This window comes from Monoglobus pectinilyticus, from assembly GCF_002874775.1.
Classification (GTDB): domain Bacteria; phylum Bacillota; class Clostridia; order Monoglobales; family Monoglobaceae; genus Monoglobus; species Monoglobus pectinilyticus.
The window spans coordinates 1,761,547-1,783,296 of record NZ_CP020991.1 but is presented as its reverse complement, the minus strand read 5'-3'; the positions used below and the strand labels follow the sequence as shown (position 1 = coordinate 1,783,296).

General features: G+C 38.3%; 17 protein-coding genes. 5 read left to right on the top strand and 12 right to left on the bottom strand.

The window, feature by feature from the left end:
- Nucleotides 1-3 precede the first annotated feature (3 nt).
- The 5 genes from B9O19_RS07685 to B9O19_RS07665 form a co-directional block, all read right to left on the bottom strand.
- Nucleotides 4-933, bottom strand: coding sequence for an SH3 domain-containing protein (locus B9O19_RS07685; protein WP_158648948.1), 930 nt, complete (start codon nt 931-933; stop codon nt 4-6).
- A 1,637-nt stretch (nt 934-2,570) separates the two neighbouring features.
- The gene (locus tag B9O19_RS07680) at nt 2,571-3,767 is read right to left on the bottom strand and encodes a polysaccharide deacetylase family protein (RefSeq protein WP_102365871.1); all 1,197 of its coding nucleotides are present in this window, start codon (nt 3,765-3,767) and stop codon (nt 2,571-2,573) included.
- A 185-nt stretch (nt 3,768-3,952) separates the two neighbouring features.
- Nucleotides 3,953-4,666 (bottom strand): hypothetical protein, encoded by a 714-nt coding sequence (locus tag B9O19_RS07675; protein ID WP_102365870.1) that lies wholly within the window; start codon nt 4,664-4,666, stop codon nt 3,953-3,955.
- A gap of 11 nt (nt 4,667-4,677) precedes the next feature.
- Nucleotides 4,678-5,058 (bottom strand): hypothetical protein, encoded by a 381-nt coding sequence (locus B9O19_RS07670; RefSeq protein WP_102365869.1) that lies wholly within the window; start codon nt 5,056-5,058, stop codon nt 4,678-4,680.
- A gap of 42 nt (nt 5,059-5,100) precedes the next feature.
- The gene (locus tag B9O19_RS07665) at nt 5,101-5,376 is read right to left on the bottom strand and encodes a hypothetical protein (RefSeq protein ID WP_102365868.1); all 276 of its coding nucleotides are present in this window, start codon (nt 5,374-5,376) and stop codon (nt 5,101-5,103) included.
- A gap of 110 nt (nt 5,377-5,486) precedes the next feature.
- On the opposite strand from B9O19_RS07665, the gene B9O19_RS07660 reads away from it, so the two are divergent.
- The 4 genes from B9O19_RS07660 to B9O19_RS07645 all read left to right on the top strand — a co-directional run bounded on the left by B9O19_RS07660 (nt 5,487) and on the right by B9O19_RS07645 (nt 9,093).
- On the top strand, nt 5,487-5,945 hold the full coding sequence (locus B9O19_RS07660) for a YfcE family phosphodiesterase (RefSeq protein WP_102365867.1): 459 nt from the start codon (nt 5,487-5,489) through the stop codon (nt 5,943-5,945).
- A gap of 71 nt (nt 5,946-6,016) precedes the next feature.
- Complete coding sequence (locus B9O19_RS07655; RefSeq protein ID WP_102365866.1) at nt 6,017-6,787, top strand: type III pantothenate kinase; 771 nt, start codon at nt 6,017-6,019, stop codon at nt 6,785-6,787.
- A gap of 4 nt (nt 6,788-6,791) precedes the next feature.
- Nucleotides 6,792-7,943, top strand: a complete 1,152-nt coding sequence (locus tag B9O19_RS07650) for an NAD(P)-dependent malic enzyme (RefSeq protein WP_102365865.1) — start codon at nt 6,792-6,794, stop codon at nt 7,941-7,943.
- Nucleotides 7,944-8,349: 406 nt separating this feature from the next.
- Nucleotides 8,350-9,093, top strand: a complete 744-nt coding sequence (locus B9O19_RS07645; protein ID WP_102365864.1) for a hypothetical protein — start codon at nt 8,350-8,352, stop codon at nt 9,091-9,093.
- A 167-nt stretch (nt 9,094-9,260) separates the two neighbouring features.
- Here the strand turns inward: B9O19_RS07645 and B9O19_RS07640 are convergent, their stop codons facing one another.
- The 4 genes from B9O19_RS07640 to B9O19_RS07625 form a co-directional block, all read right to left on the bottom strand.
- Nucleotides 9,261-9,599, bottom strand: a complete 339-nt coding sequence (locus tag B9O19_RS07640; protein WP_102365863.1) for a helix-turn-helix domain-containing protein — start codon at nt 9,597-9,599, stop codon at nt 9,261-9,263.
- A gap of 45 nt (nt 9,600-9,644) precedes the next feature.
- Entirely contained in the window at nt 9,645-10,040 is a 396-nt protein-coding gene (locus B9O19_RS07635; protein WP_102365862.1) for a hypothetical protein, read from the bottom strand.
- 294 nt (nt 10,041-10,334) lie between these two features.
- Entirely contained in the window at nt 10,335-11,825 is a 1,491-nt protein-coding gene (locus tag B9O19_RS07630; protein ID WP_102365861.1) for a L,D-transpeptidase family protein, read from the bottom strand.
- 1,442 nt (nt 11,826-13,267) lie between these two features.
- Entirely contained in the window at nt 13,268-13,999 is a 732-nt protein-coding gene (locus tag B9O19_RS07625; RefSeq protein WP_245862903.1) for a DUF421 domain-containing protein, read from the bottom strand.
- 274 nt (nt 14,000-14,273) lie between these two features.
- Here B9O19_RS07625 and B9O19_RS07620 point away from each other — a divergent pair, with 274 nt between their 5' ends.
- Nucleotides 14,274-16,094, top strand: a complete 1,821-nt coding sequence (locus tag B9O19_RS07620) for a glycerophosphodiester phosphodiesterase (protein WP_102365860.1) — start codon at nt 14,274-14,276, stop codon at nt 16,092-16,094.
- 760 nt (nt 16,095-16,854) lie between these two features.
- On the opposite strand, the gene prmA is transcribed toward B9O19_RS07620, so the two are convergent.
- The 3 genes from prmA to dnaK all read right to left on the bottom strand — a co-directional run bounded on the left by prmA (nt 16,855) and on the right by dnaK (nt 21,731).
- Nucleotides 16,855-17,814 carry a 50S ribosomal protein L11 methyltransferase gene (gene prmA / locus B9O19_RS07615; protein ID WP_102365859.1) on the bottom strand — a complete coding sequence of 320 codons (960 nt, stop codon included), beginning with the start codon at nt 17,812-17,814 and terminating at the stop codon, nt 16,855-16,857.
- Nucleotides 17,815-18,705: 891 nt separating this feature from the next.
- On the bottom strand, nt 18,706-19,851 hold the full coding sequence (dnaJ, locus tag B9O19_RS07610) for a molecular chaperone DnaJ (RefSeq protein ID WP_102365858.1): 1,146 nt from the start codon (nt 19,849-19,851) through the stop codon (nt 18,706-18,708).
- 32 nt (nt 19,852-19,883) lie between these two features.
- The gene (gene dnaK, locus B9O19_RS07605; protein ID WP_102365857.1) at nt 19,884-21,731 is read right to left on the bottom strand and encodes a molecular chaperone DnaK; all 1,848 of its coding nucleotides are present in this window, start codon (nt 21,729-21,731) and stop codon (nt 19,884-19,886) included.
- Nucleotides 21,732-21,750: the final 19 nt, after the last annotated feature.

The following is a 21,750-nucleotide window of genomic DNA, read 5'->3' as shown; positions in this document are numbered from 1 at the left end:
TAATCAATCAAAGGTAAGATATATCTGTTTTGAATATCCAACCGTGCCTCCATAAGATATTTTATAGAACGTATTGTTTGGAGTGTCCAGGTACGTAACCTTAGAACCCACAGGTATCTCCATAATTATATTAGCGTCTGACGCCTCAGACGGCGTGCTTCTTAAGTATATAGCATATTTCACATTGGTTACCGTCATGGTATCAGACCATGCTCTTCCTCCGCTGTACCCGGCGTTGGGACTGACGCTCGACAGATATTCACGCTTGGAATATCCAATCCGCCCGTTATAATTAATCTTGGCAAAAACTGAATCCGCATTTTCAATAAATCCAACCTGAGTTCCCAATGGTATTTCAGTTATGATATTGCTGTCGTTCTCCTCAGGCAAGCTTCTCAAATATATAGAGTATTTTACGTTTGCCACATACATATATGACACCACTGTGGTGTTTGAACTTACGTTATATGACGGTACATTCTGAACCGGAGGCGCTGCGGGCGCCTGAGCAGCCGGAGCCGCTGTAGCCGGACTTATTGTTGGAGCTTCAGTAGCGACAACGGAAGCCGCCTGATTTGCCGCCTGTCTGCCGGGTGATAAAACCCCTGTAAATATAAGACACATAACCGCAATACTTATCAAAATTACACCTGATAAAATAGAAATTGCCACAATAAGACCCGTATTGCTTTTCTTCGGAGGACCGCCGTATCCATTGTTATTATATCCCCCATATTGATTGTATCCGTTAAACTGATTCGGAGGTGTATACCTTCCGTCTCCCGCTCCCGGAACGCTTCCACCAATATTGGCATTGCCGCCAACCCTTTCCTGTCCGCCGTGATAGTTTGGCGGATTTTGATTTACAGGGCCGGTGTTAAAACCGTTGCCGCCGCCGGACGGCCTATTATCTTGATCGTTTACATTTCTCATAAGAATACCCCCAATTAATTTTTTCATACGACGCCATATCCTATTTTTCGCACAGAACAATAATGTTTCACGAAAAACATTGTGCGCTGTTTCATAATTAAATTATAAATATCTTACATCAGAAAGTCAACACAAATTTGTTTTATTATAGTATATAATCCATAAATATACATAATTATTTGTTTATGCAATTCTATGTAATAAAAACCTATGAATACTTTTAAGTTAAAGCTGATGTTTTATTTTACTCATTACACTTTAATGTGATTCAGCTTTTTGTTCAGAATTTTATTCGTTTTTCACAGCATATCGAGCCTTATTATTTGACAAACAATTTTTTAACCGTGAATACAGGCTTTTCGAGTTCCTATTAATTTCATCTTATAAAAACTATTCTTTTGGCAAACATCGGTAGGTGTGATACAAAACAAAATGTTTTACCAAATCCATAATGTATGTGACCGCACCTAAAAGGTGCGTATGAGCCTTAAATACTTGTTTTGATAAACCTTCAATGTCTGTGACCCCACCAGTATGGTGGGTGTGATTCAAAATAACTTGTTTTCATTTACCTACAAGGTCTGTGACCCCACCAGCATGGTGGGTGTGATTCAAAATAACTTGTTTTCATTTACCTACAATAATATGAATACGCAAATAATAATTTGAATACGCAAACGCATTTATGCGCCTTGCGAGGTGCGCAGTCACGAATTTGTTAATATCTTTTATTATTATATTTATAACTTTCTGCAAGATTAATTACCTATTCTATATCCTCATCATTAAGTTTTTTATTCTACTATTTTATGTATTTGTTCTGTGCACTTCATATTTTAAAAGAAAATATAAAGTAAAATAATTATATAATTTATAAATAGTTTTGTTTTGTATAGTTTGGTTTAGTATTGTTTGGTTTTGTTTATATAATGGTCTACTGCCTTAGTTACCATCTTGATTACTATATTACCTACTATATTAACTATTTTTATTAAACTTTATATTTATTCTATAATCTGTCTGGTGTTTCTTCATAACATTATCTATGCAACAGCAGCATAGACCAATCTCATATTTATCTTCAAATAGGAAATAAGCCGGTTTCTGTTACGACTATATTATCATATTAAATGACATAACATATCATATGTTTTATAATAATTAATTTTTATTTTTTAGCATAAAAATATTCGATAATTATCAATGAGATATAAATAAAAAACTTAATCTAATCAAGAACATTCAATGTTAAAAATACCGCACATAATATACCGGATATAGACAAGTCCTTATTTATGTGCATTTATTATTTATATTTTTATTGTCTGTCAATTAATACTGCAGAATTGTTCTAAATATGTTACTAAAAAAATTATACACAGTTTACCTCTTCATAATAGAAATCTCATACATTTATATCAACTCGTGGCAAAAACATTTCAAATTATCTTCCAATACTAAAATAAATACGCTAAAAATTTTTTCACTCTATAATAAAAATATCAAAAGTTCAATTCAAAATATACTTACTTCCCCTGTAAGTGCTTAACAAAAAATACCGCACTTAATTGTGCGGTATTTAAAAACTCATTCATTGCATATTATAGTCTGAAATAAACTTTTACGTTTAAGATATATTAATCAGAACTTTTTGAAGAACTTGTTCCCTTGTCACTGTTTGAACTGTTTGACTTCTTATCATTATTTGAACTTCCGGAACTCTTTTCGCTGTCCGAGCTACCGGAACTCTTCTCACTGCTTGAGCTGCTGTTTGTCAGCTTCTTAACAGTGCTGTCCCAAAAATCGGTGTAAACCTCTCCGGGTTTTAGTCCGCCAATCTTCGCTTCGCCCATCTCAGATACTGTTACCAGCTGGTATCCTGCGTCCTGCAGTGCCGGTATAAGTCTGATAGCAGCTTCAACAGAAGGCTCATAAATATCATGGAACAAAATTATATCTCCGTCTTTCACCTGATCCATAACATTTCTAAATGAAGTGTCGGCGTTTTTGGTCTTCCAGTCCAAAGTATCAATAGACCACAATATTATAGGCTGGTCTAAACTCTGACAAACTGATTTGACATTATCATTATATGAGCCGTACGGCGGACGAAGAACAGTTGCGCCTTGACCTGCAATGTCGTTAATATTGTCGTTTGTATCCTGAACCTGCTTCTTTAAAGCGTCAGTTCCAAGTTTAGTAAGCTGTGTATGGTCATAGGTATGACTTCCCAGCTCACAGCCGATATCCTTCATTTTATTTATTGTATCGCTTCCGCCCTTGACGTTTTTAACCAGGTTGCCCAGCATGAAGAACGTTGCTCTCGCGTTATTTTCTTCAAGAGCTTTCAGAAGTTTTGTAGTGGTAGCCGGATTCGGTCCGTCATCAAATGTCAGACATACCATTGGCTTATCAGGGTCAACTTTTCCGTTGCCGCGCTTCCAGCCGTTATCAATGTATGTCTGCACTTCACTTTTCAAAACGTCCTTTTCTTCCTCTGTAGCCGGATTAAAAACCTTTGAAAAGATAGAATCATGATTTGTAGTATATCCATCTTTTTCGTACTTAGACACATCAGCTTTAAACACTACTATACTGCTTCCGTCATCTTTCCACATGGTGGTTATTACGTCATTAAAATTATCATACCAGCCAACGCTCTTCTGAGCTTCAGCCTCAGACGGGTCAAACTGTTCGCTCCTGCCGTCTTCCGCATACATTGTCACCTTAGTATCGTCAGCCTTTTGGTCGACATCAACCGGCACAACTCCTCTCATACCGAGACAAATCACCAGGATTGCCGCCAGCAAAACACACCCCAAAACCTTTTTCATTAGTATAAAACCTCCAAAATAATACTGAAACTATATTTTCACTTATATTATTTAATAAATTCCTAAAAACACAACACGCCTATTTAACTATTTTAATTATATTATTAAACGAATTTATTGTCAACGGCGTTATATAACAATTTAATTACTTTTTATTATCCTATTTTGATAATAGTCACTATTTTTTATGCCATAAATATGTATACCAAAGCTATAAGCAGCGCCAGGTCATCGTTTTCGTCACTGTCTGCAATCATTAGTATGAGAGCGGCAAGCAGAAGATCCTCCGCTGTTAATATGCCAAGAATTTTTTTTGTTTCGGTATTATATATTCCCGGGGGAATAAAACTTAAAATTGATTTTACTATGTTCGGCTCTTCTCTTCTTCCGCCTGACTTTCCTCCGCCGAAAAGACCGCTCAAAAGTCCTCCCAGTCCGCCGGCCGGCGGGTTTGGCGCTCCCCGAGGCTCATTCCTATGGTTATAGTCCGCCGCCCGATTCCAGTTCATATCATCCCTATGTCCGTCATACTCAAAGTTATCGTTCGAATTATGCCGAGGTGTGTCATAATTCTGATTTGCCCTCTGATTTTGTCGATTCCCGGACCCTGCATTGGAATGACCGCTTCCCATATTCCGGCTGCTGCTCTGAGAATAATTTCTTCCTGTATCCTGATGACCGCTTTGGGAATGGTTTCTTCCCATGTCCTGATGACCGCCCTGAAAATGGTTCCCTCCCATGTCCTGATAACTGCTCTGAAAATGGTTATCACCCATATCATTATAGCTGTTCTGAAAACGGTCTCCGCCCATATCCTGATGACTGTTCCGGGGATGGTTCTGAGGTCTCGGATTACCCGCCGGTTTGCTTCCTGGCGGGGATTGATAACGTTTGTACATAGCTCCGCCTCCTAAAAGTTCAGATTAAGGTCGCTGTCTTTGAGCAGAGCAAAGGCCTTTACCATACCCATTATCTTTACCGCGCTGTCCGTCTTTTCCTGTCTTGATTCACGCAGGTACGGCTTTAAAGCGTAAAGCAGAGCCGCATTTTTGCTGTTGCCTGTGGTCTTCATCGCAGACATAACATTTCCGAGTTTTATCATCATATCCATCTGATCCATATCAGGAAACGGGCTGTCTTGTTCCTGACTGTTCGCATTATCTTCATCAGAACCCACAAAGGCGTTGATTATATTATTAAGCTTTGACTGTCCGTCGTCCGTTCCCATCATCTCTTGAATTTTTTCTATAGCCGAACCAAAGTCAAAATCCATATTCTGCTCTTCATTCATATAATCGCCACCTTTCAGAGTAAGTTTTGAATATACTTAAAACTACTTCCCGTTCTTTGAAAATATAGCGTTCAACTTCTTCATCACGTCAGGATTGGAGCCTATTGCCCTTTGAAGCCCCGGATTGCTTGAGAGAACCTTATTAATCTCTTTCGGGTCTATCTTGCTGAGCTGTTGTTTCAGCTGCTCCTGATTTGTGTTTTTTATAGTGTTTACCACCTGGTTCATCTGGTCTTTCGACATTACGTTTCCGAACTGCTTAAGAGTATTATTGAGATTATTCTGATTAACACCCTTTGTTAAATCATTTATGTCCATATTAGATACAACTCCTTTCACATTACATTGTATGTATTTTTATAAAAATAGTGACAAAAAAATATTTATGTGCTATAATATTTTATTATTACTGAAACGGAGGCTTATTAATGAAAGCTTTAGTGTTAAGCGATTCTCACGGCAGTTTTCAAAGCATAATGAATGCTGTTGAAAGTGAAAAAGATATTTCATTAATAATTTTTGCCGGAGATATTCAGCGTGACGCGGACGACATTGCCGCCGCATACCCTGATATTCCATTTGAGTATGTTCTCGGCAACAACGATTGGTATGTTAACGACGTTCCTTATGACAGACTGTTTGAGTTTTCCGGCAAACGTATTTTTCTGACCCACGGTCACCGCTATAATGTAAAAAGCGGAATGTATACATTAAGACAGAAAGCTCACGACGTTAAAGCCGACATATGTATTTTCGGACATACCCACAGCGCTCTTATCAGAGAAACGGATGGGATTCTTATGCTTAATCCGGGCTGTGCCAGATACTCTTATGCGGTTCTCAATATAACCGACAGCGGTGTAAACGCTGAAATCAAGAAACTATAAATATTTTATTATAATTTATTCTTAATAAAAGATAAAAAGTATTAAAAAATTGAATCAGATAGGAAGATAATATGCTGCTTACAATTGACGTTGGCAACACAAACATTGTTGCCGCACTCTATGAAAACGATAATCTGCGCCGTCACTGGCGCATGGCCACAGATAAAAACAAAGCCAGCGATGAATACGGTATGCTTATAACACAATTTCTGTTGAATGAAGGGGTAAAACCGGATGAAATAGACGACGTTATGATAGCGTCTGTTGTCCCCACCGTTATGCACTCGCTTACAAACGGTGTTAAACGTTATCTGGACTGCTCGCCTATGGTTGTCGGACCCGGGATAAAAACCGGAATGAATATCAGAATGGACAATCCCCGCGAGCTGGGCGCAGACAGAATAGTCAACGCCGTTGCTGCAATACACAAGTATAAACCGCCGCTTGTTATAGTTGACTTTGGAACCGCCACCACATTCTGCGCGGTGGACAGGAACGGAAACTATGTAGGCGGCGTTATAGCCGCCGGAATAAAAATCTCAATGGACGCGCTTTTTGAAAAAACCGCTAAGCTTCCTAAGGTAGAGATTATAAAACCGTCTTCGGTTATCGGAAGAAACACAATCGACGCTATACAGAGCGGCGCTGTGTACGGACAGGCAGGACAAGCTGACGGGATTATACGCCGTATAAAAAAAGAAATCGGAGAGGACGCCACTGTTGTTGCAACAGGCGGACTCGCCACAATGATATCTAAAGAGTCAGACGAGATTGACAAGGTTGACAGTCTGCTCACCTTGGACGGTCTTAAAATATTATATGATAAGAACAAGGAGAGATGATAAAATGGATTACAACAAAGCCGCAATCGAATTGCACAAACGTTTGAAAGGGAAAATAGAAGTTACCGCCCGCGCCGAAACTAATAACAAAGACGAGCTTTCCACCGCATATACGCCGGGAGTTGCGGAACCGTGCCGTGAAATCGCAAAGGATATAAGAAAGGTATACGACTACACAAGAAAAGGCAATCTTGTCGCTGTTGTAACCGACGGAAGCGCCGTTCTCGGACTGGGAAACATAGGCCCTGAGGCGGGTATGCCGGTTATGGAAGGCAAGTGCGTGCTGTTTAAAAACTTTGCCGGCGTTGACGCTTTTCCGATTTGCCTTGATACCAATGACGTTGATGAAATAGTTGAAACAGTAAAAAATATTGCTCCTACCTTCGGCGGAATAAATTTAGAGGATATTTCAGCGCCGCGCTGTTTTGAAATTGAAAGACGGCTTCAGGAGGAGCTTGATATTCCGGTTTTTCATGACGACCAGCACGGCACAGCAATAGTAGTGTCAGCCGGAATCATTAATGCGCTCAGAGTTGTTAACAAAAAAATTGAAGATGCTCAGATTGTCATTAACGGAGCCGGAAGCGCCGGAATAGCAATCTGCAGAATGCTGATGAATATGGGTTCTGAAAATATTATTTTGGTTGATAAAATCGGCGCTATATGCGAGAACATGAACGGACTGAATTCAGAGCAGGAAAAAATGTCTAAAATAACAAACCGTGACGGAAAGACAGGCAGCTTGGCTGATGTTATGCAGGACGCAGACGTATTTATCGGAGTGTCCGCGCCGAACATTGTAACAAAAGAAATGGTTGAGTCTATGGCGGACGACGCAATTGTGTTCGCTATGGCAAACCCTACGCCGGAGATAATGCCTGACCTTGCCAAAGAGGCCGGCGCGCGCGTTGTTGGCACAGGCCGTTCTGATTTTCCTAATCAGATAAACAATGTTATCGCTTTCCCTGGGATTTTCAGAGGAGCCTTAGACGCTATGGCAAGCAGCATAACCGAGGAGATGAAGATTGCCGCCTGCAAGGCTATCGCCGGACTTATTTCTGACGAGGAACTAAGCGAAGACTATATAATCCCTAAAGCCTTCGACCCGCGCGTAAGCCCTGCAGTTGCAGAAGCTGTTGCCAAAGCGGCAAAATAAATTTAATACGTACAAAAAAATATGTGCTCTATATGTTTTACATTTCAAATCTATTTGGAAAGCAAACTAATATGGAGCACATATTCTATATCAAAATAAACTATAATAATGTTTTATTTATAATTCAGCAAACTGTAAGATTACAATCATACTAAAAAGCTGCCTTTATAAATTTCAAATAATTATTTCTCATAAATAAATTATCAATATAATAAACTCATGTCACATAAGTTTATCATTTATAATATACTTGCCGTCAACGCCGTCGCAGGATTATATTCAATAAATGATGTTCCTCATAATACAGTTGGTATACATAGTTTAAGAAAATACCGGACGCATTTATGTCGGCAAACAACTCAGTTTTAACTATATTTGTAATCTAATAAATATTCGGGTAACAATTATGAATAAAATTTCTACAACTAAAATAATAATAATTATTTCTTTAATTATTATTATTTTCTCAGGATGTACATCAGCAAATCAAAAAAACGACATAACTACAAGTGATAATCTAACTGCAGAAGATATTTTAAACGTGAATACAATACAAAATCTTACACCGCCCGGGGAGATAACTCAAATTTCTACTGCGCAGTATTATATTGAGAATGGAGAGACTAAATCTGCCCAGTCAATTATCTGCGCTGAAAACAAAGACGGCGATATATGGATATACGGTGCGGACCCAAACAGCGGAACCTGGTTCATATTATCCCCGGAATATTACTATACGGTTTTGGATCCTGCTGATGAAAGCGGAATCCACTTAGGGATTCAGGAAAACCAAACTGATATAACTTATGATGAGTATCAAAACTATTTATCTGATTACAACGATATACTTGAATTAAACGGTATAAAAGACCTGGAGATTTCCTCGGTCTCACAGGATGACAGTGAATATACGGTTATATTTACTGAGCGCCTAAATAAATCAGACCAATATGCTTCATATTATAAAAGAACATTTAATATCAACGAAGATGAAATAACAATTAACCGAACACTGACGCTTGATAAAGATAATTTAAAAATTAAAAATATTAATGTCAGCTTTAAGACCCAAAACTGCCCTGAAAAAATTGAATCCAGAACTACAGTCAGTTATCCGGATACGATTCCTGATATTAACTTAATAAACTAAAATAAAATATACCATAGACCCTGCAGTAAAAACAACTGCAAGGCTATGATATATGAGTCAAGATTGTAAATATCATTGTATTTAATATGCCACAATCTGAAAGACATATTATGATTTGCCTGTGCTTTTACAGACGAAAATTCCACAACTAAACAAACTTTGTAAAACTAACGCTTTGAGCTCTTCATTGCGTCTGCTTTACATCTTTCATACTCTACGTTGAGTACAGTCTGAACTGTATGTTCAGCTAATTTGTCAAGAGCATTATACTTTTTAAGTAATGTGACTACGTTATCATTGATCACGAGCGGGATAGAGTAATCAAATACTTGAATGTCTAAAGCTTTACAAATTTTCATCACTGTACTAAATCCTGTGCCGGAAACACCGTTCTTCAGAGCGCTGACAACAGTTGTCTGTGCGATTCCTACACTGAACGCAAATTGGCGTACACTGCGAAATTGTTTTTTGATTTCTTGCTTAATCAGCAGAGTTAGTTCATCCATTAAAACACCTCCTTTATTTCATTCTAACATAATTACATTTATTTGTCAACTATTGGTTATAATTTTTATACATCGTTTATATTCCTCCTCTATAATGCCCGAAATAACGCCGATTCCGCGCTCATCAAGCGACGAAATTTTTGATATTATGGGTATATCCGCAGCTTTAATTCCATATTTTTCTATATCAAATATATCAACTCTAAGCCGCCTGCATATATCTAAAACCATAGAAAACTTACTGTTTGACAAACCGTTTTTAAGAATACAGTTTAAAGTTGAATAGGGTACGTTAACCGTTCTGGAGAACCGCGCCACGCTGCCATACTTTTCATCAATCTTCGTATTTATCTTATCGCATAGTTTAATAACTTCTTCATCAAGCTGACTGTTGTTAATTAATATTCTGCAATCTTCGACATTTTCGTATAAATCTTCCATAATTATCTCCCACTGAAAAATATTTCCTAAATAAGTGTATCAAAAAGCATTTCACTTGTCAACAATAATAAGTGAAAAAATAGGAATAATTTTACTTTTATACGTATAATCAACGATATAACAAAAATAAGTAACAAATACACAACTTAATGTAACATTGATTTGCTAAATTTAGGTAGTATATTCTTAATTCAGAACCACCAAACCACAATATATCATTTATTTGAATTATATTTAGAATTACAGGGATATTAAAAGCCGGCTGCAAAATTGCAGCCGGCCCATTATAATATTTTAAGATTCAGTTACATATACACGGGTCTTCATAGGTATATTATCTACCATCCAGTTTATATATTTTGCCTGGCAGCGCACACAGCCATGAGAAATCTTCGCCCCAACAGTGTTATCATATGGAGTTCCGTCATATTTCAAAAACGTTGAATGCAGTGCATAATTGCCGTAGAATACCATAACCGGGCCAACATAATACGAATCATAAGGCCACATATTCGTATAGTCAATATATTCAAACACGCCCGTTATTGTTTCTCTTCCCTCAGCTCCTATTCCGACAGTAAAATCTTTTACCCATTTCCAATTGCCTTTAGAACCTGAGAATACGGTGCATCTAAACTTTTCTTTGTTTACCCAGATAAGATAATCGGTCGAGCTTCCAACTCCGCTCTCGTTTATTCTTGCCTCCTGGTCAGCTATAGAACTTACAGCCATGGGGGATTTAGTAAGTTTTATATCAATATAAGAACCATTGTCGTAATATTCAAGAGTGCTTCCGAAGGCCTCTATAAACGGTCTTAATTCTATATATGTCAGGCTGTTAATATTGGAAACCGGAAGGTCTAAATTTATATCGCTGCCAAACGCTGTCAGATACGAATATCCAATATTGACAAGCATTTCGTTATCGCCGGTCTTAACCTTTACGCTATTATATTCAGGGAAGTAAGTACAGTCGGATATGCCTATTGCCCCGGCAATCTCTGACAGCGGTGCTATTATATACGAGCCGTCAAATATAGCAGGCGAAGACAGAGAGACATATTCTCCGTCAGCGTATATATTAATAGGACACTGTGTTCTGACGTGTGCGGTCATATGCGCTGAGCTCACCGGAACCCTGTCTCCGTTTTCATCCGGCTCCGACCAATATGTATACAGCGGAATCTTTTCAGTCAGCGGCACCGGATAATTATCCGAATAATAATCTATTGAATCAACGCCTGTTACCTCCAAATAAAAGACAGTTCCCACTTTAGAATCCGGTATATTAAAATCTATTGAAAAACTCTCCGTATCAGTAATATACTTTGTGTGGGAATCAAGGATTTTTCCATCTTCCGAACATATATTAAATACAGCATAATCCTTTCGCGGCCATCCGTCAAGCTGGCAGCTGAAATTAACTTGGTACGATGAAATCATCACATCGTTTGCCGGCTCCTCAGACGGAACGTCAGTTGTCTCAGGATATGGCTCCGGACTGGAAGATTCAATATTAATATCAGGCTCCGCCGTTTGTATTCCGCTGGGATAAAGGGTAGGCTGAACGTCTTCTGCGCCTTCCTCATTATCGTCAAAAATACCCGGGGACGGGCTAACCAATAACTCGCTTTCATTATCCCCTAAATAACTCTGGGTTTCCTCTGCGCCGCCGTTAATTCCCCCGGAAATATTTTCATTTGCCCCTGAAGCAAATACCCCTGAGGCAGCTGTTGACAGCATAACAACAGTTAAAGCGGCAGCAATTGTTTTTTTAATTTTCATTTACTTACCTCCATAAAATAAAATCTTGCTGAAAGAAAACGTCTTGATTGCTTTGACAAATATTTATTTGTGACGAATATTATTGACGCATAAGAAGTGATAGATTACAAAACACAAAATAAATACAAATCAAAAAAGAACAAATCAATTTTAATTCTTATAAACTTACTAATATTATACTGTATAACTGACCAAAAGTCAATCGGTTTAGCAAATCATAAAATCAGAACATTATACATATTGGGTCAAACTTTTATATATTCACAAGCAATATCACAATAAATAAAATAAGACGACTTTTTATTTTAATAAAATTATCAGAAGTTTAAAGATCAAATATAATAGAAATATGATTTTGCAAGCTTAGGTAGGGCTGTGTCCACACTTTTTAAGAAAAGTGGGTGTTATACATATTAACCGGCTTTAATAAACCTACAATATCTGTGACCACGCCTGTAGGGTGGGGTCACACCCTGCCGATGTTCACCAAAAACACCATTTGAGGCAAGTTTTCTCTTGAACTCCTCCTACATTGTTAAGAGATTATATTATAAACAAAAATATCATATATAAAAAATATGTGTTTGCAAGCATCGGTAGGTGTGACTCCACCTGAAAAGGTGGATGTTATACAAAGTAACTTGTTTTTGTTAGCCTTCAATGTCAATAATTTGAATACTCAATGCAGATAAAATCTGCCACGTAAGGCGCGCGGCCGCGGTAAATTACAATTAAAAAGGATTACAGCAAACTATTTAGAATATCTTCACGCTTTGCGTGAGATGTATGCTCACCTAACGCGGTGTGCTTACGCACAATACATCACAACTAAGTGATTCATTGACATTTTAGGCTATAATAAAACAACTCACTTTGTATCACACTCACCTAGAAGGTGGGGTCACACCCTTCCGATGTTCGCTAAAAACACCATTTTGGGGCAAGTTTCTCTTGACTTCCACTTACAATATGTAGAGGTTATAATAAAACTAACAAAAATATAAAGATCATATATTAAAAATAAGGGTTTGCAAGCTTCGGAGGGCAGATGAAATCTGCCACGTAAGGCGCGCGGCCGCGGTTAAGTTTATTTCTAAATAAGATATAACAAATTGTTTTAAATACGTTCACGCTTTGCGTGAGATGTATGCTCACCTAACGCGGTGTGCTTACGCACAATACATCACAACTAAGTGATTCATTGACATTTTAGGCTATAATAAAACAACTCACTTTGTATCACACCCACCTAGAAGGTGGGGTCACCCCCTTCCGATGTTCGCTAAAAACACCATTTTGGGGCAAGTTTCTGTTAACTTTCCATTTGTATTACTCTGCTGCTTATATGTTTTATGAAACCGGCCTTATCTTCTAAATCAAAAATGACTCCAACAAAAGTAGGAGCCATTTTATATATGCTGTAATAAAATAGTTTATAAGCCCTATTGAAACAAATCATTATCGGGCGATTCGCTCAGTTCCTTAAATACTGACAGTTTGTTGTTTTCATCAACCGTTGCTAAAAACACCTTTTTTACGTCTGATATACCCTGCTTTCCAAGCTCATTTTTCAGCCATATGTCATTATTACCTGTGTATTTTAGATTATCATAAAGAATAATCCCGTCTAAAATAACATTTATACTTGCCCTTGACGGTTTTTTAGGATTAACTCCCTGCATGTTCTTATCCATATCCTCCACATTAACGGGCCGCGCGCCGGTGGTCGGAAGGACAGATATTTTTCCGTTGTTCTCCATCATCGCCATAGATATATCATTTATATCAAAGTAACCCAAGAGCCTGCACTCGGTCAAAAATTCGCTTACGTCTATCTTTGCTTTTCTCAAATTTTCTTTATATAGTTTTCCGTTTTCAAATAAAACCAAAGACCTGCCGCCAAAGAATCTTCTAAACTTCAGAGATTTAACAGCCAGCAAATCAATAAAATATACTAAAACCGCGTATATAGTCATAGCAAGAAGCGGCTTCATAAAACTACCGTCAACCGTTGTTGCCATTTCGGCGGCGATAGAACCTATACTGATGCCATTGATGTAGTCAAACATAGAAAGCTGAGACATTTGTTTATAACCCAGCAGCTTTGTCAAAACAAACAATGCAATAATAGAACCTACCGAGGCTGCCGCAACTCTTAGCAAATCCATAGTCATCAAAAACACACTCCATTATACACAACAAAATTTTATTAGCTTATAATGGATTATTCTGCTTTATCTTCCAATAAAATATACATTAAAATATATGTTCTGTTTATAAAAGGCTATTTTGTAATTTTATTTATTTGTCTACGGTAAATATGCAGTAAAATCAACATAACCTATTTGCATCACAAAATATATTAATTTATACGTAAAAGTTGATTTTTAAAATAAAATACGATATAATATTTTCAAATAAACAGCCAAAACTTTATGGAGATACAAAATGAAAAAATTATTTAACTATTGCAGGCTTTGTCTAAAGCTGCTGTCAAGAAATTTGAGCACTCTATTGGCATTTGAAATTATTTATTCGGTTATAACAGTTTTTCTTATCTATCCGATACTCAGCTTTTCTATTGATAAAACGATGTCACTTTCCGGACTCACGTATCTTTCAAACGATAATATTATTTACTATCTTTCAAGACCCGCCACAATTTTTATATGGCTTGCAGTTTTATTAGTGAGCTGCCTGATAGTAATATTTAAAATTATGTCTGTAACCTGGTATGTTCATGCTTCTTATAATCAGAAGGATATTTCAATTGTGCAAATGTTTAAACTCGGCGGAAAATGTACTTTTAAGCCGTTCAAAAGCGGAGTTATATTGATATTTTTATATACCCTGCTTTTCACCACTGCTATTTCAGGTTTCACCGGCGTGGACGCAATCCCTGAATTTATTCAGGATTACATATATGAAAGCAACATTTTATCTATATTAATGTTTTGCTTATATACTATATTGTTCATATTATCTATTCGCTTCTCTCTGAACTATACATGCTTCTGCTTTGAATCGAAAAATTTTGTATCAGCAAGCAAAAAAAGTCTGGAGCTGACCAAAAAGAACTTTTTTATTGTATTATTGGGCAGAGTTGCACCGGTTGTTCTTATATTTTTTATAGGCTTTATTATAAAAACCGTATTTTCAGTTAGCTCAATACTTATTATAAAATTCTTCTGCGAACCCGATATGCAATATCTATATTCGCTGAAAGCCGTCCGTGCCGCAGATATGATAAGTATTGCAGTGCAAACTTTAAGTTTGACTATTTCCTATGCTTCTCTCAGCGTCATATACTATAAGCTGAAAAACAAAAAACAGGAACCGATTCCCAAATATATTCCTCCAAAAGGAAAAAAGCACATACTTCTCAACTATGTATGTTTAGGAATAGTATCTGTTATTTTTATAGGCTTTACTATTCTGACAGCCGCAGGCGCTCCTGACGACTTTGCTTTTGATATTAATAACGAGCCTGAAATATCGGCCCACCGCGGCAGTTCTGTGGATTATCCTGAAAACAGTATTCCGGCATATGCGGCGGCGATCGAACAAGGGGCCGACTGGATAGAGCTTGACGTTCACCAAACTGCAGATAATATTGTTGTGATTTCCCATGACGCTAATATAAAAAGAATAGCAGGCGTAGATAAAAATATTTGGGAAATGACATATGCTGAACTTGAAACATATGATGTTGGTTCGTGGTTTTCAGACGAATACTCATACCTGAGACTACCGACTCTTGATGAAGTATTAAAACTATGCAAAGGTAAAATAAAACTTAATATAGAGATAAAGCCAACAGGTCATGAAACCGATTTCGAAAAGAATGTCATTGACATTGTAAAGGCAAACGGATTTGAAAACGACTGCATGCTTGCTTCTCTTGATATAGAAGCGCTGAAAAAGGTCAAAGAGATTGACCCTAATATAAAAACCCTGTACGACATGACTGTGGCCGCAGGAAATATTTCTGAAATGACTTTTATTGATGGGTTCAGTATTGAGGAAACATTTATAGATTATGATATAGTAGATCAGATTCACCAGAATAATAAAAAAGTGTTTGTTTGGACAGTCAATGAGCCATCGAATATTATTAATATCTGCAAATATGACATAGACAATATACTCACCGACGACCCGCTTACTGCCAGAGAAGTTATCAATGAAGAAAAACTCAGTGACAGTACAGTGGATTTTGTAAATCTATTTTTTAAAGAAGAAATGAGGACTCAATATATTAACCAATAAATATAAACGCCGAGAGTACGATGTACTCTCGGCGAATGTTAATAATCTGTATATGCGAAATAATTTGAATATGCTATATGACCGCAGACCACATTGTTATGTGAGTAGGCGTTGGATAATATATTAATATAACTTTTAGTTTTATATTCTGTCCGCGCTGCTCGCCTTACGCGCCGCATAAATGCGGCCTACCGATGCTCACTATTACCACATTTTATTTTGTTATTTATATTTCTTTAGATTCTCAATGATACTGTTTAAACTATATATAAAAATAGAAAAAATTTTTATAAAAGCTTAAAAATAAATTATTATGAAAAGTTAAAGATTTCGTTAATTTATAACTTTTACTTAATAAATTTTTAGAGTTTTTCAAATTTCAGGAGATGTAACAAAATTTTTTAAGAAAATGAAAATGAACTATATAACTCTTTATCCTAAAACCTTTAATGTCTGTGGATAGGCTACGAAAAACTGGACAAAAAAGTTAAGTTCATATGAAAAAATGTGATACAGCAAGCATCGGAGGGCAAACTTTGTTTGCCTCGTAAGGCGCGCAGTCCCGGAAAAGTTTATAATTAAAAAGAATTATTACAAATTGTTCTAAGTATATTCACGCCCCGCGTGAAACGAGCGCTCGCCTAACGCGGCTCACTTGTGTGAAACACATCATAATCAGCAATTTCGTTCGGCACAATCTTAAATTTACATCAATAATATAAATTAATTTCATTTTGGGTAAAAATAAAATTCAAAACAATCACTTACAGGTATATGCGGTCCATTCATCCGACTGCTTTGCTTCAACTATCTTCAAACCGGCTTTTTCAAGAGCTGATTTTACCTCCTCCGCCCTTTCATTGATAATTCCTGAACATATAAAAATTCCGTCTTTCTTCATAAATCTACGAACATATGGACTGAGTGCGATAATCACATCCGCTACAATATTGGCAACAACAATATCGTATTCTGCAAACCTGTCCCGTAGACCGCTGTCCTCAATAATATCTCCGATATAAACATGATAATTGTTCTTATCAAGTCCATTCATTTCAAGATTTGAATATGCTACTGTTTCAGAATTTTCATCTATATCAACCGCACAAGCGTCTGACGCTCCCAGGAGCAATGCAATAACCGAAAGAATTCCGCTTCCGCAGCCCAGGTCCAAAACAGTGTCGCCCTCGTGTATATTCTTCTCTATCTCTTCTATACAAAATCTTGTACTGTCATGAGAACCTGTCCCAAACGTCATTCCCGGATTAACCTTAAAAACAATCCTGTCCGTCTCAGACTCCAAAGGCTGCCACTCCGGCTGTATCAATATTTTATCACCAATTTCGAGAGGTTTAAAATATTGCTTCCAATTTTCAGACCAATCCTCATCTCTTACATTTTCAGTAATAATTTTTAAAGAACCGAAGCTATTATTTATATCGGCTTCCTTTAATAACTTAATAGATTTTTCTATTTTCTCCAGCTCTGACAAACCATCATTGCCGCCGTCCAGATATACAGTTATCTTTGTATCCGCTTCTTTAAGTCTCTCCAGTTCCTCATCCACATAATCCCAATATTTGCGGTTATTCTCCAAAAATTCTTTGAAATCGTCTTTATCCGCAATTTCCAGCCCGTCATATCCCAAATCATTTAAAACTGAGCTAACCGGGTCTATTCCTTTATTTGTTGTAATAATGCTGACTTTTATCCAATCCATAAATTTCTCCTCAAAACTTTTTTTACATTATACTACAATAATTCATTTATTACAATATTGACCTCAAAAAATAATACATTTACTATTAGTATAGCTTTAGTATTTTAAATAACCGCGTCACTTATCTTTTATAAAAATTATTATTTTAATATATTAATTTTTAGATTAATGTTTATATTATACTGTTCTAAGCATATTCACGCTTCGCGTGAGATGGGTGCTCACCTAACGAGGTGTGCATAAGCACACCCTGCCGATGTTCACCAAAACACCTTTTATTTTTTGTCTAATTTTTATTGATTTCCACCTATAATGCCCAAAGGCTACAATAAAGCGAACAAAAATGTAAAATTCATATATAATAAAAATGTGTATGGCAAGCGTCGGCAGGGCAAATGAAATTTGCCTCGTAAGGCGCGCAGCCGCGGTAAAGTCTACTATTATAAAATATTTATGACATACTGTTTTAAGTATGTTCACGCTTCGCGTGAGATGGTAGTTCACCTAACGAGGTGCACTTGTGCACCCTGCCGATATTCGCCAAAACACCTTTTATTTTTTGTCTAATTTTTATTGATTTCCACCTATAATGCCCAAAGGCTACAATAAAGCGAACAAAAATGTAAAATTCATATATAATAAAAATGTGTATGGCAAGCGTCGGCAGGGCAAATGAAATTTGCCTCGTAAGGCGCGCAGCCGCGGTAAAGTCTACTATTATAAAATATTTATGACATACTGTTTTAAGTATGTTCACGCTTCGCGTGAGATGGTAGTTCACCTAACGAGGTGTGCGTAAGCACACCCTGCCGATGTTCACTAGAAACCTTTAAATCTTTTTTATTTTGTATGAAAACAGACTGCACTATATACGGTGCAGTCTGTGATATTTTATTCAAACAAATCTTTTAGCTTATCCATAAAGGATTTTCGCTTCTTATATTTGGACGGGTCAACGCTGTCGTCAAACTGTCTTAATATTTCCTTTTGCTTTTCGTTTATCCCTTTCGGTATCTCAACCTGTACCTTAACATACTGGTCGCCGCGGTTATTTGAGTTCAGCTTAACAGCGCCTTTTCCCTTTAGTCTGAACACAGTTCCGGGCTGAGTTCCCTCAGGGATATTGTATACAACGCTTCCGTCAACGGTAGGCACTTTCACCTCTCCGCCCAGCGTTGCCTGTACAAATGAAATCGGATAATCGCACATTATGTCACTGCCTTGGCGGACAAAAATCTTGTGCGGCTTAACCCTGACTGTCAAAAGCACATCTCCGGCCGGTCCGCCGTTTTTGCCTGCGTCGCCCTCGCCGCGGACGCTCAGGCTCTGCCCGTTATCAATTCCTCCCGGAATATTAACGTTTATCTTCTTGCTTCTTCTGACTATTCCCTCGCCGCGGCATGTTCTGCACGGGTCGGTGATTATAGTTCCTTTTCCGCCGCAGGCCTCACAAGTTCTAACCGTCTGCATACTTCCAAACGGTGTTCTCTGAACCGACTTAACCTGACCTGTTCCTCCGCAGGCGGAACATCTCTCAGGATGACTGCCCTCAGCGGCTCCGCTTCCGTGACAGGATGTACATTGTTCCATATGGCTGATAGTTATTTCCTTTTTAGTTCCAAAGCAAGCCTCTTCAAAAGTCAAATCAATGTGCATATGGATATCTCCGCCTCTTTGCGGAGCGTTAGGGTTACGGCGAGACGCCCCTCCGCCGAAGAAGCTTCCGAAAATATCACCCAGGTCAAAATCCTCAAAGCCTCCGAATCCTCCAAAGCCGCCTCCGCCGTATCCTGCAGCGGCATTAGGGTCAACGCCTGCATGGCCGAACTGGTCGTATCTCGATTTCTTATCAGGGTCGCTCAAAACTTCATATGCCTCGCTGGCCTCTTTAAATTTAGCTTCGGCTCCGGCCTTATCATCCGGATTAAGGTCCGGATGATACTTTTTTGCCAATTTTCTATATGCCTTTTTTATCTCGTCAGCCGACGCGCCTTTATTTACGCCAAGGACTTCATAATAATCTCTCTTATCTGCCATACTTTTATTCCTTCCTGACACAATTGTTTATATTACTCGGATTCTGTATAATCAGCGTCTACAACGTTGTCATCTCCGCCATTATTCTGAGCTCCTGCGTCCTGTGCACCCGCAGCTGCCTGTTCTGCCTGCGCCTGCTCCGCAGCAGCCTTATAAAGCTTCTCGCTTACAGCATAGAACTTCTTTGACACTTCTTCTGTCTGAGTCTTTACTGCTTCAACATCCATCGGCGTAGCCTTGAGCAGTTCTTTCAGCTTATCAACTTCAGCCTGAATACCGCTCTTTTCTTCCTCTGTCACTTTATCCCCAAGCTCGCCCAAAGTTTTTTCGGTCTGATAAACCATGCTGTCTGCCTGATTGCGAACGTCAACTTCCTCTTTTGCTTTCTTATCCTGCTCTGCATACTGCTCTGCTTCCTTAACAGCCTTGTCAATATCCTCGTCCGAAAGGTTGGTGCTTGCAGTGATTGTTATTGCTTGCTCCTTACCTGTGCCCAAATCTTTAGCTTTAACGTTAACAATACCATTGGCGTCTATATCAAAGCTTACCTCTATCTGAGGAACTCCGCGCGGTGCCGGCGGAATATCTGTGAGACTGAATCTTCCCAAAGTCTTATTATAAGCCGCCATCTCACGCTCGCCCTGCAGAACATGAACCTCAACGCTGGTCTGTCCGTCAGCAGCCGTGCTGAACACCTGGCTCTTGTTTGTAGGAATTGTGGTGTTTCTATCTATCAGCTTTGTGAACACGCCGCCCATTGTCTCAATACCTAAAGACAGCGGTGTTACGTCCAAAAGCACCAAATCTTCAACGTCGCCTGTCAAAACTCCGGCCTGAACAGCAGCGCCTATAGCAACACACTCGTCAGGGTTGATACCCTTATGCGGATCCTGATTTGTCAGCTTCTTAACAGCATCCTGAACGGCCGGGATTCTTGAAGAACCGCCTACCAGCAATACTTTATCGATTTGGTCAGCCGATAACCCAGCTTCTTTCATAGCGTCTCTTGCCGGACCCATTGTCTTCTCAACAAGGTCAGCTGTAAGCTCATCAAACTTAGCTCTTGTAAGGGTCATATCAAGATGCTTAGGACCGCTGGCGTCAGCAGTGATAAACGGAAGATTGATATTTGTTGATGTAACGCCTGACAGTTCAATTTTTGCTTTTTCTGCCGCTTCTTTAAGTCTTTGAAGCGCCATCTTATCCTGTCTTAAATCAATACCGTTATCCTTTTTAAACTCATCAGCGAGATAATTCATAACTTTATCGTCAAAGTCGTCGCCTCCCAAACGGTTGTTTCCGCTTGTTGCCAAAACTTCAAACACGCCGTCGCCGATTTCAAGTATAGATACATCGAAAGTACCTCCGCCCAAGTCATATACCATAACTTTTTGGTCAACATCTTTAGCTAGACCGTATGCAAGTGAAGCGGCAGTAGGCTCGTTTATAATTCTTTTTACTTCGAGACCTGCGATTTTGCCGGCGTCTTTTGTTGCCTGTCTCTGAGAATCGCTGAAGTAAGCCGGAACAGTGATTACAGCCTGAGTTACAGTTTCGCCCAAATATGCCTCAGCGTCACTCTTTAACTTTTGAAGAATCATAGCCGAAATTTCCTGAGGTGTATATTTCTTTCCGTCTATATCAACTTTTCTGTCAGTACCCATATCACGCTTGATTGAGCTGATTGTCTTATCCGGGTTTGTGATTGCCTGTCTTTTAGCAACCTGACCTACCAAACGCTCGCCGTCTTTTGTGAACGCAACGACTGACGGTGTTGTTCTGGCTCCTTCAGGGTTTGGAATAACCGTTGGCTCTCCGCCTTCCATAACCGCAACACACGAGTTTGTTGTACCTAAGTCTATACCTATTATCTTGCTCATTATAATTACCTCCAATAAA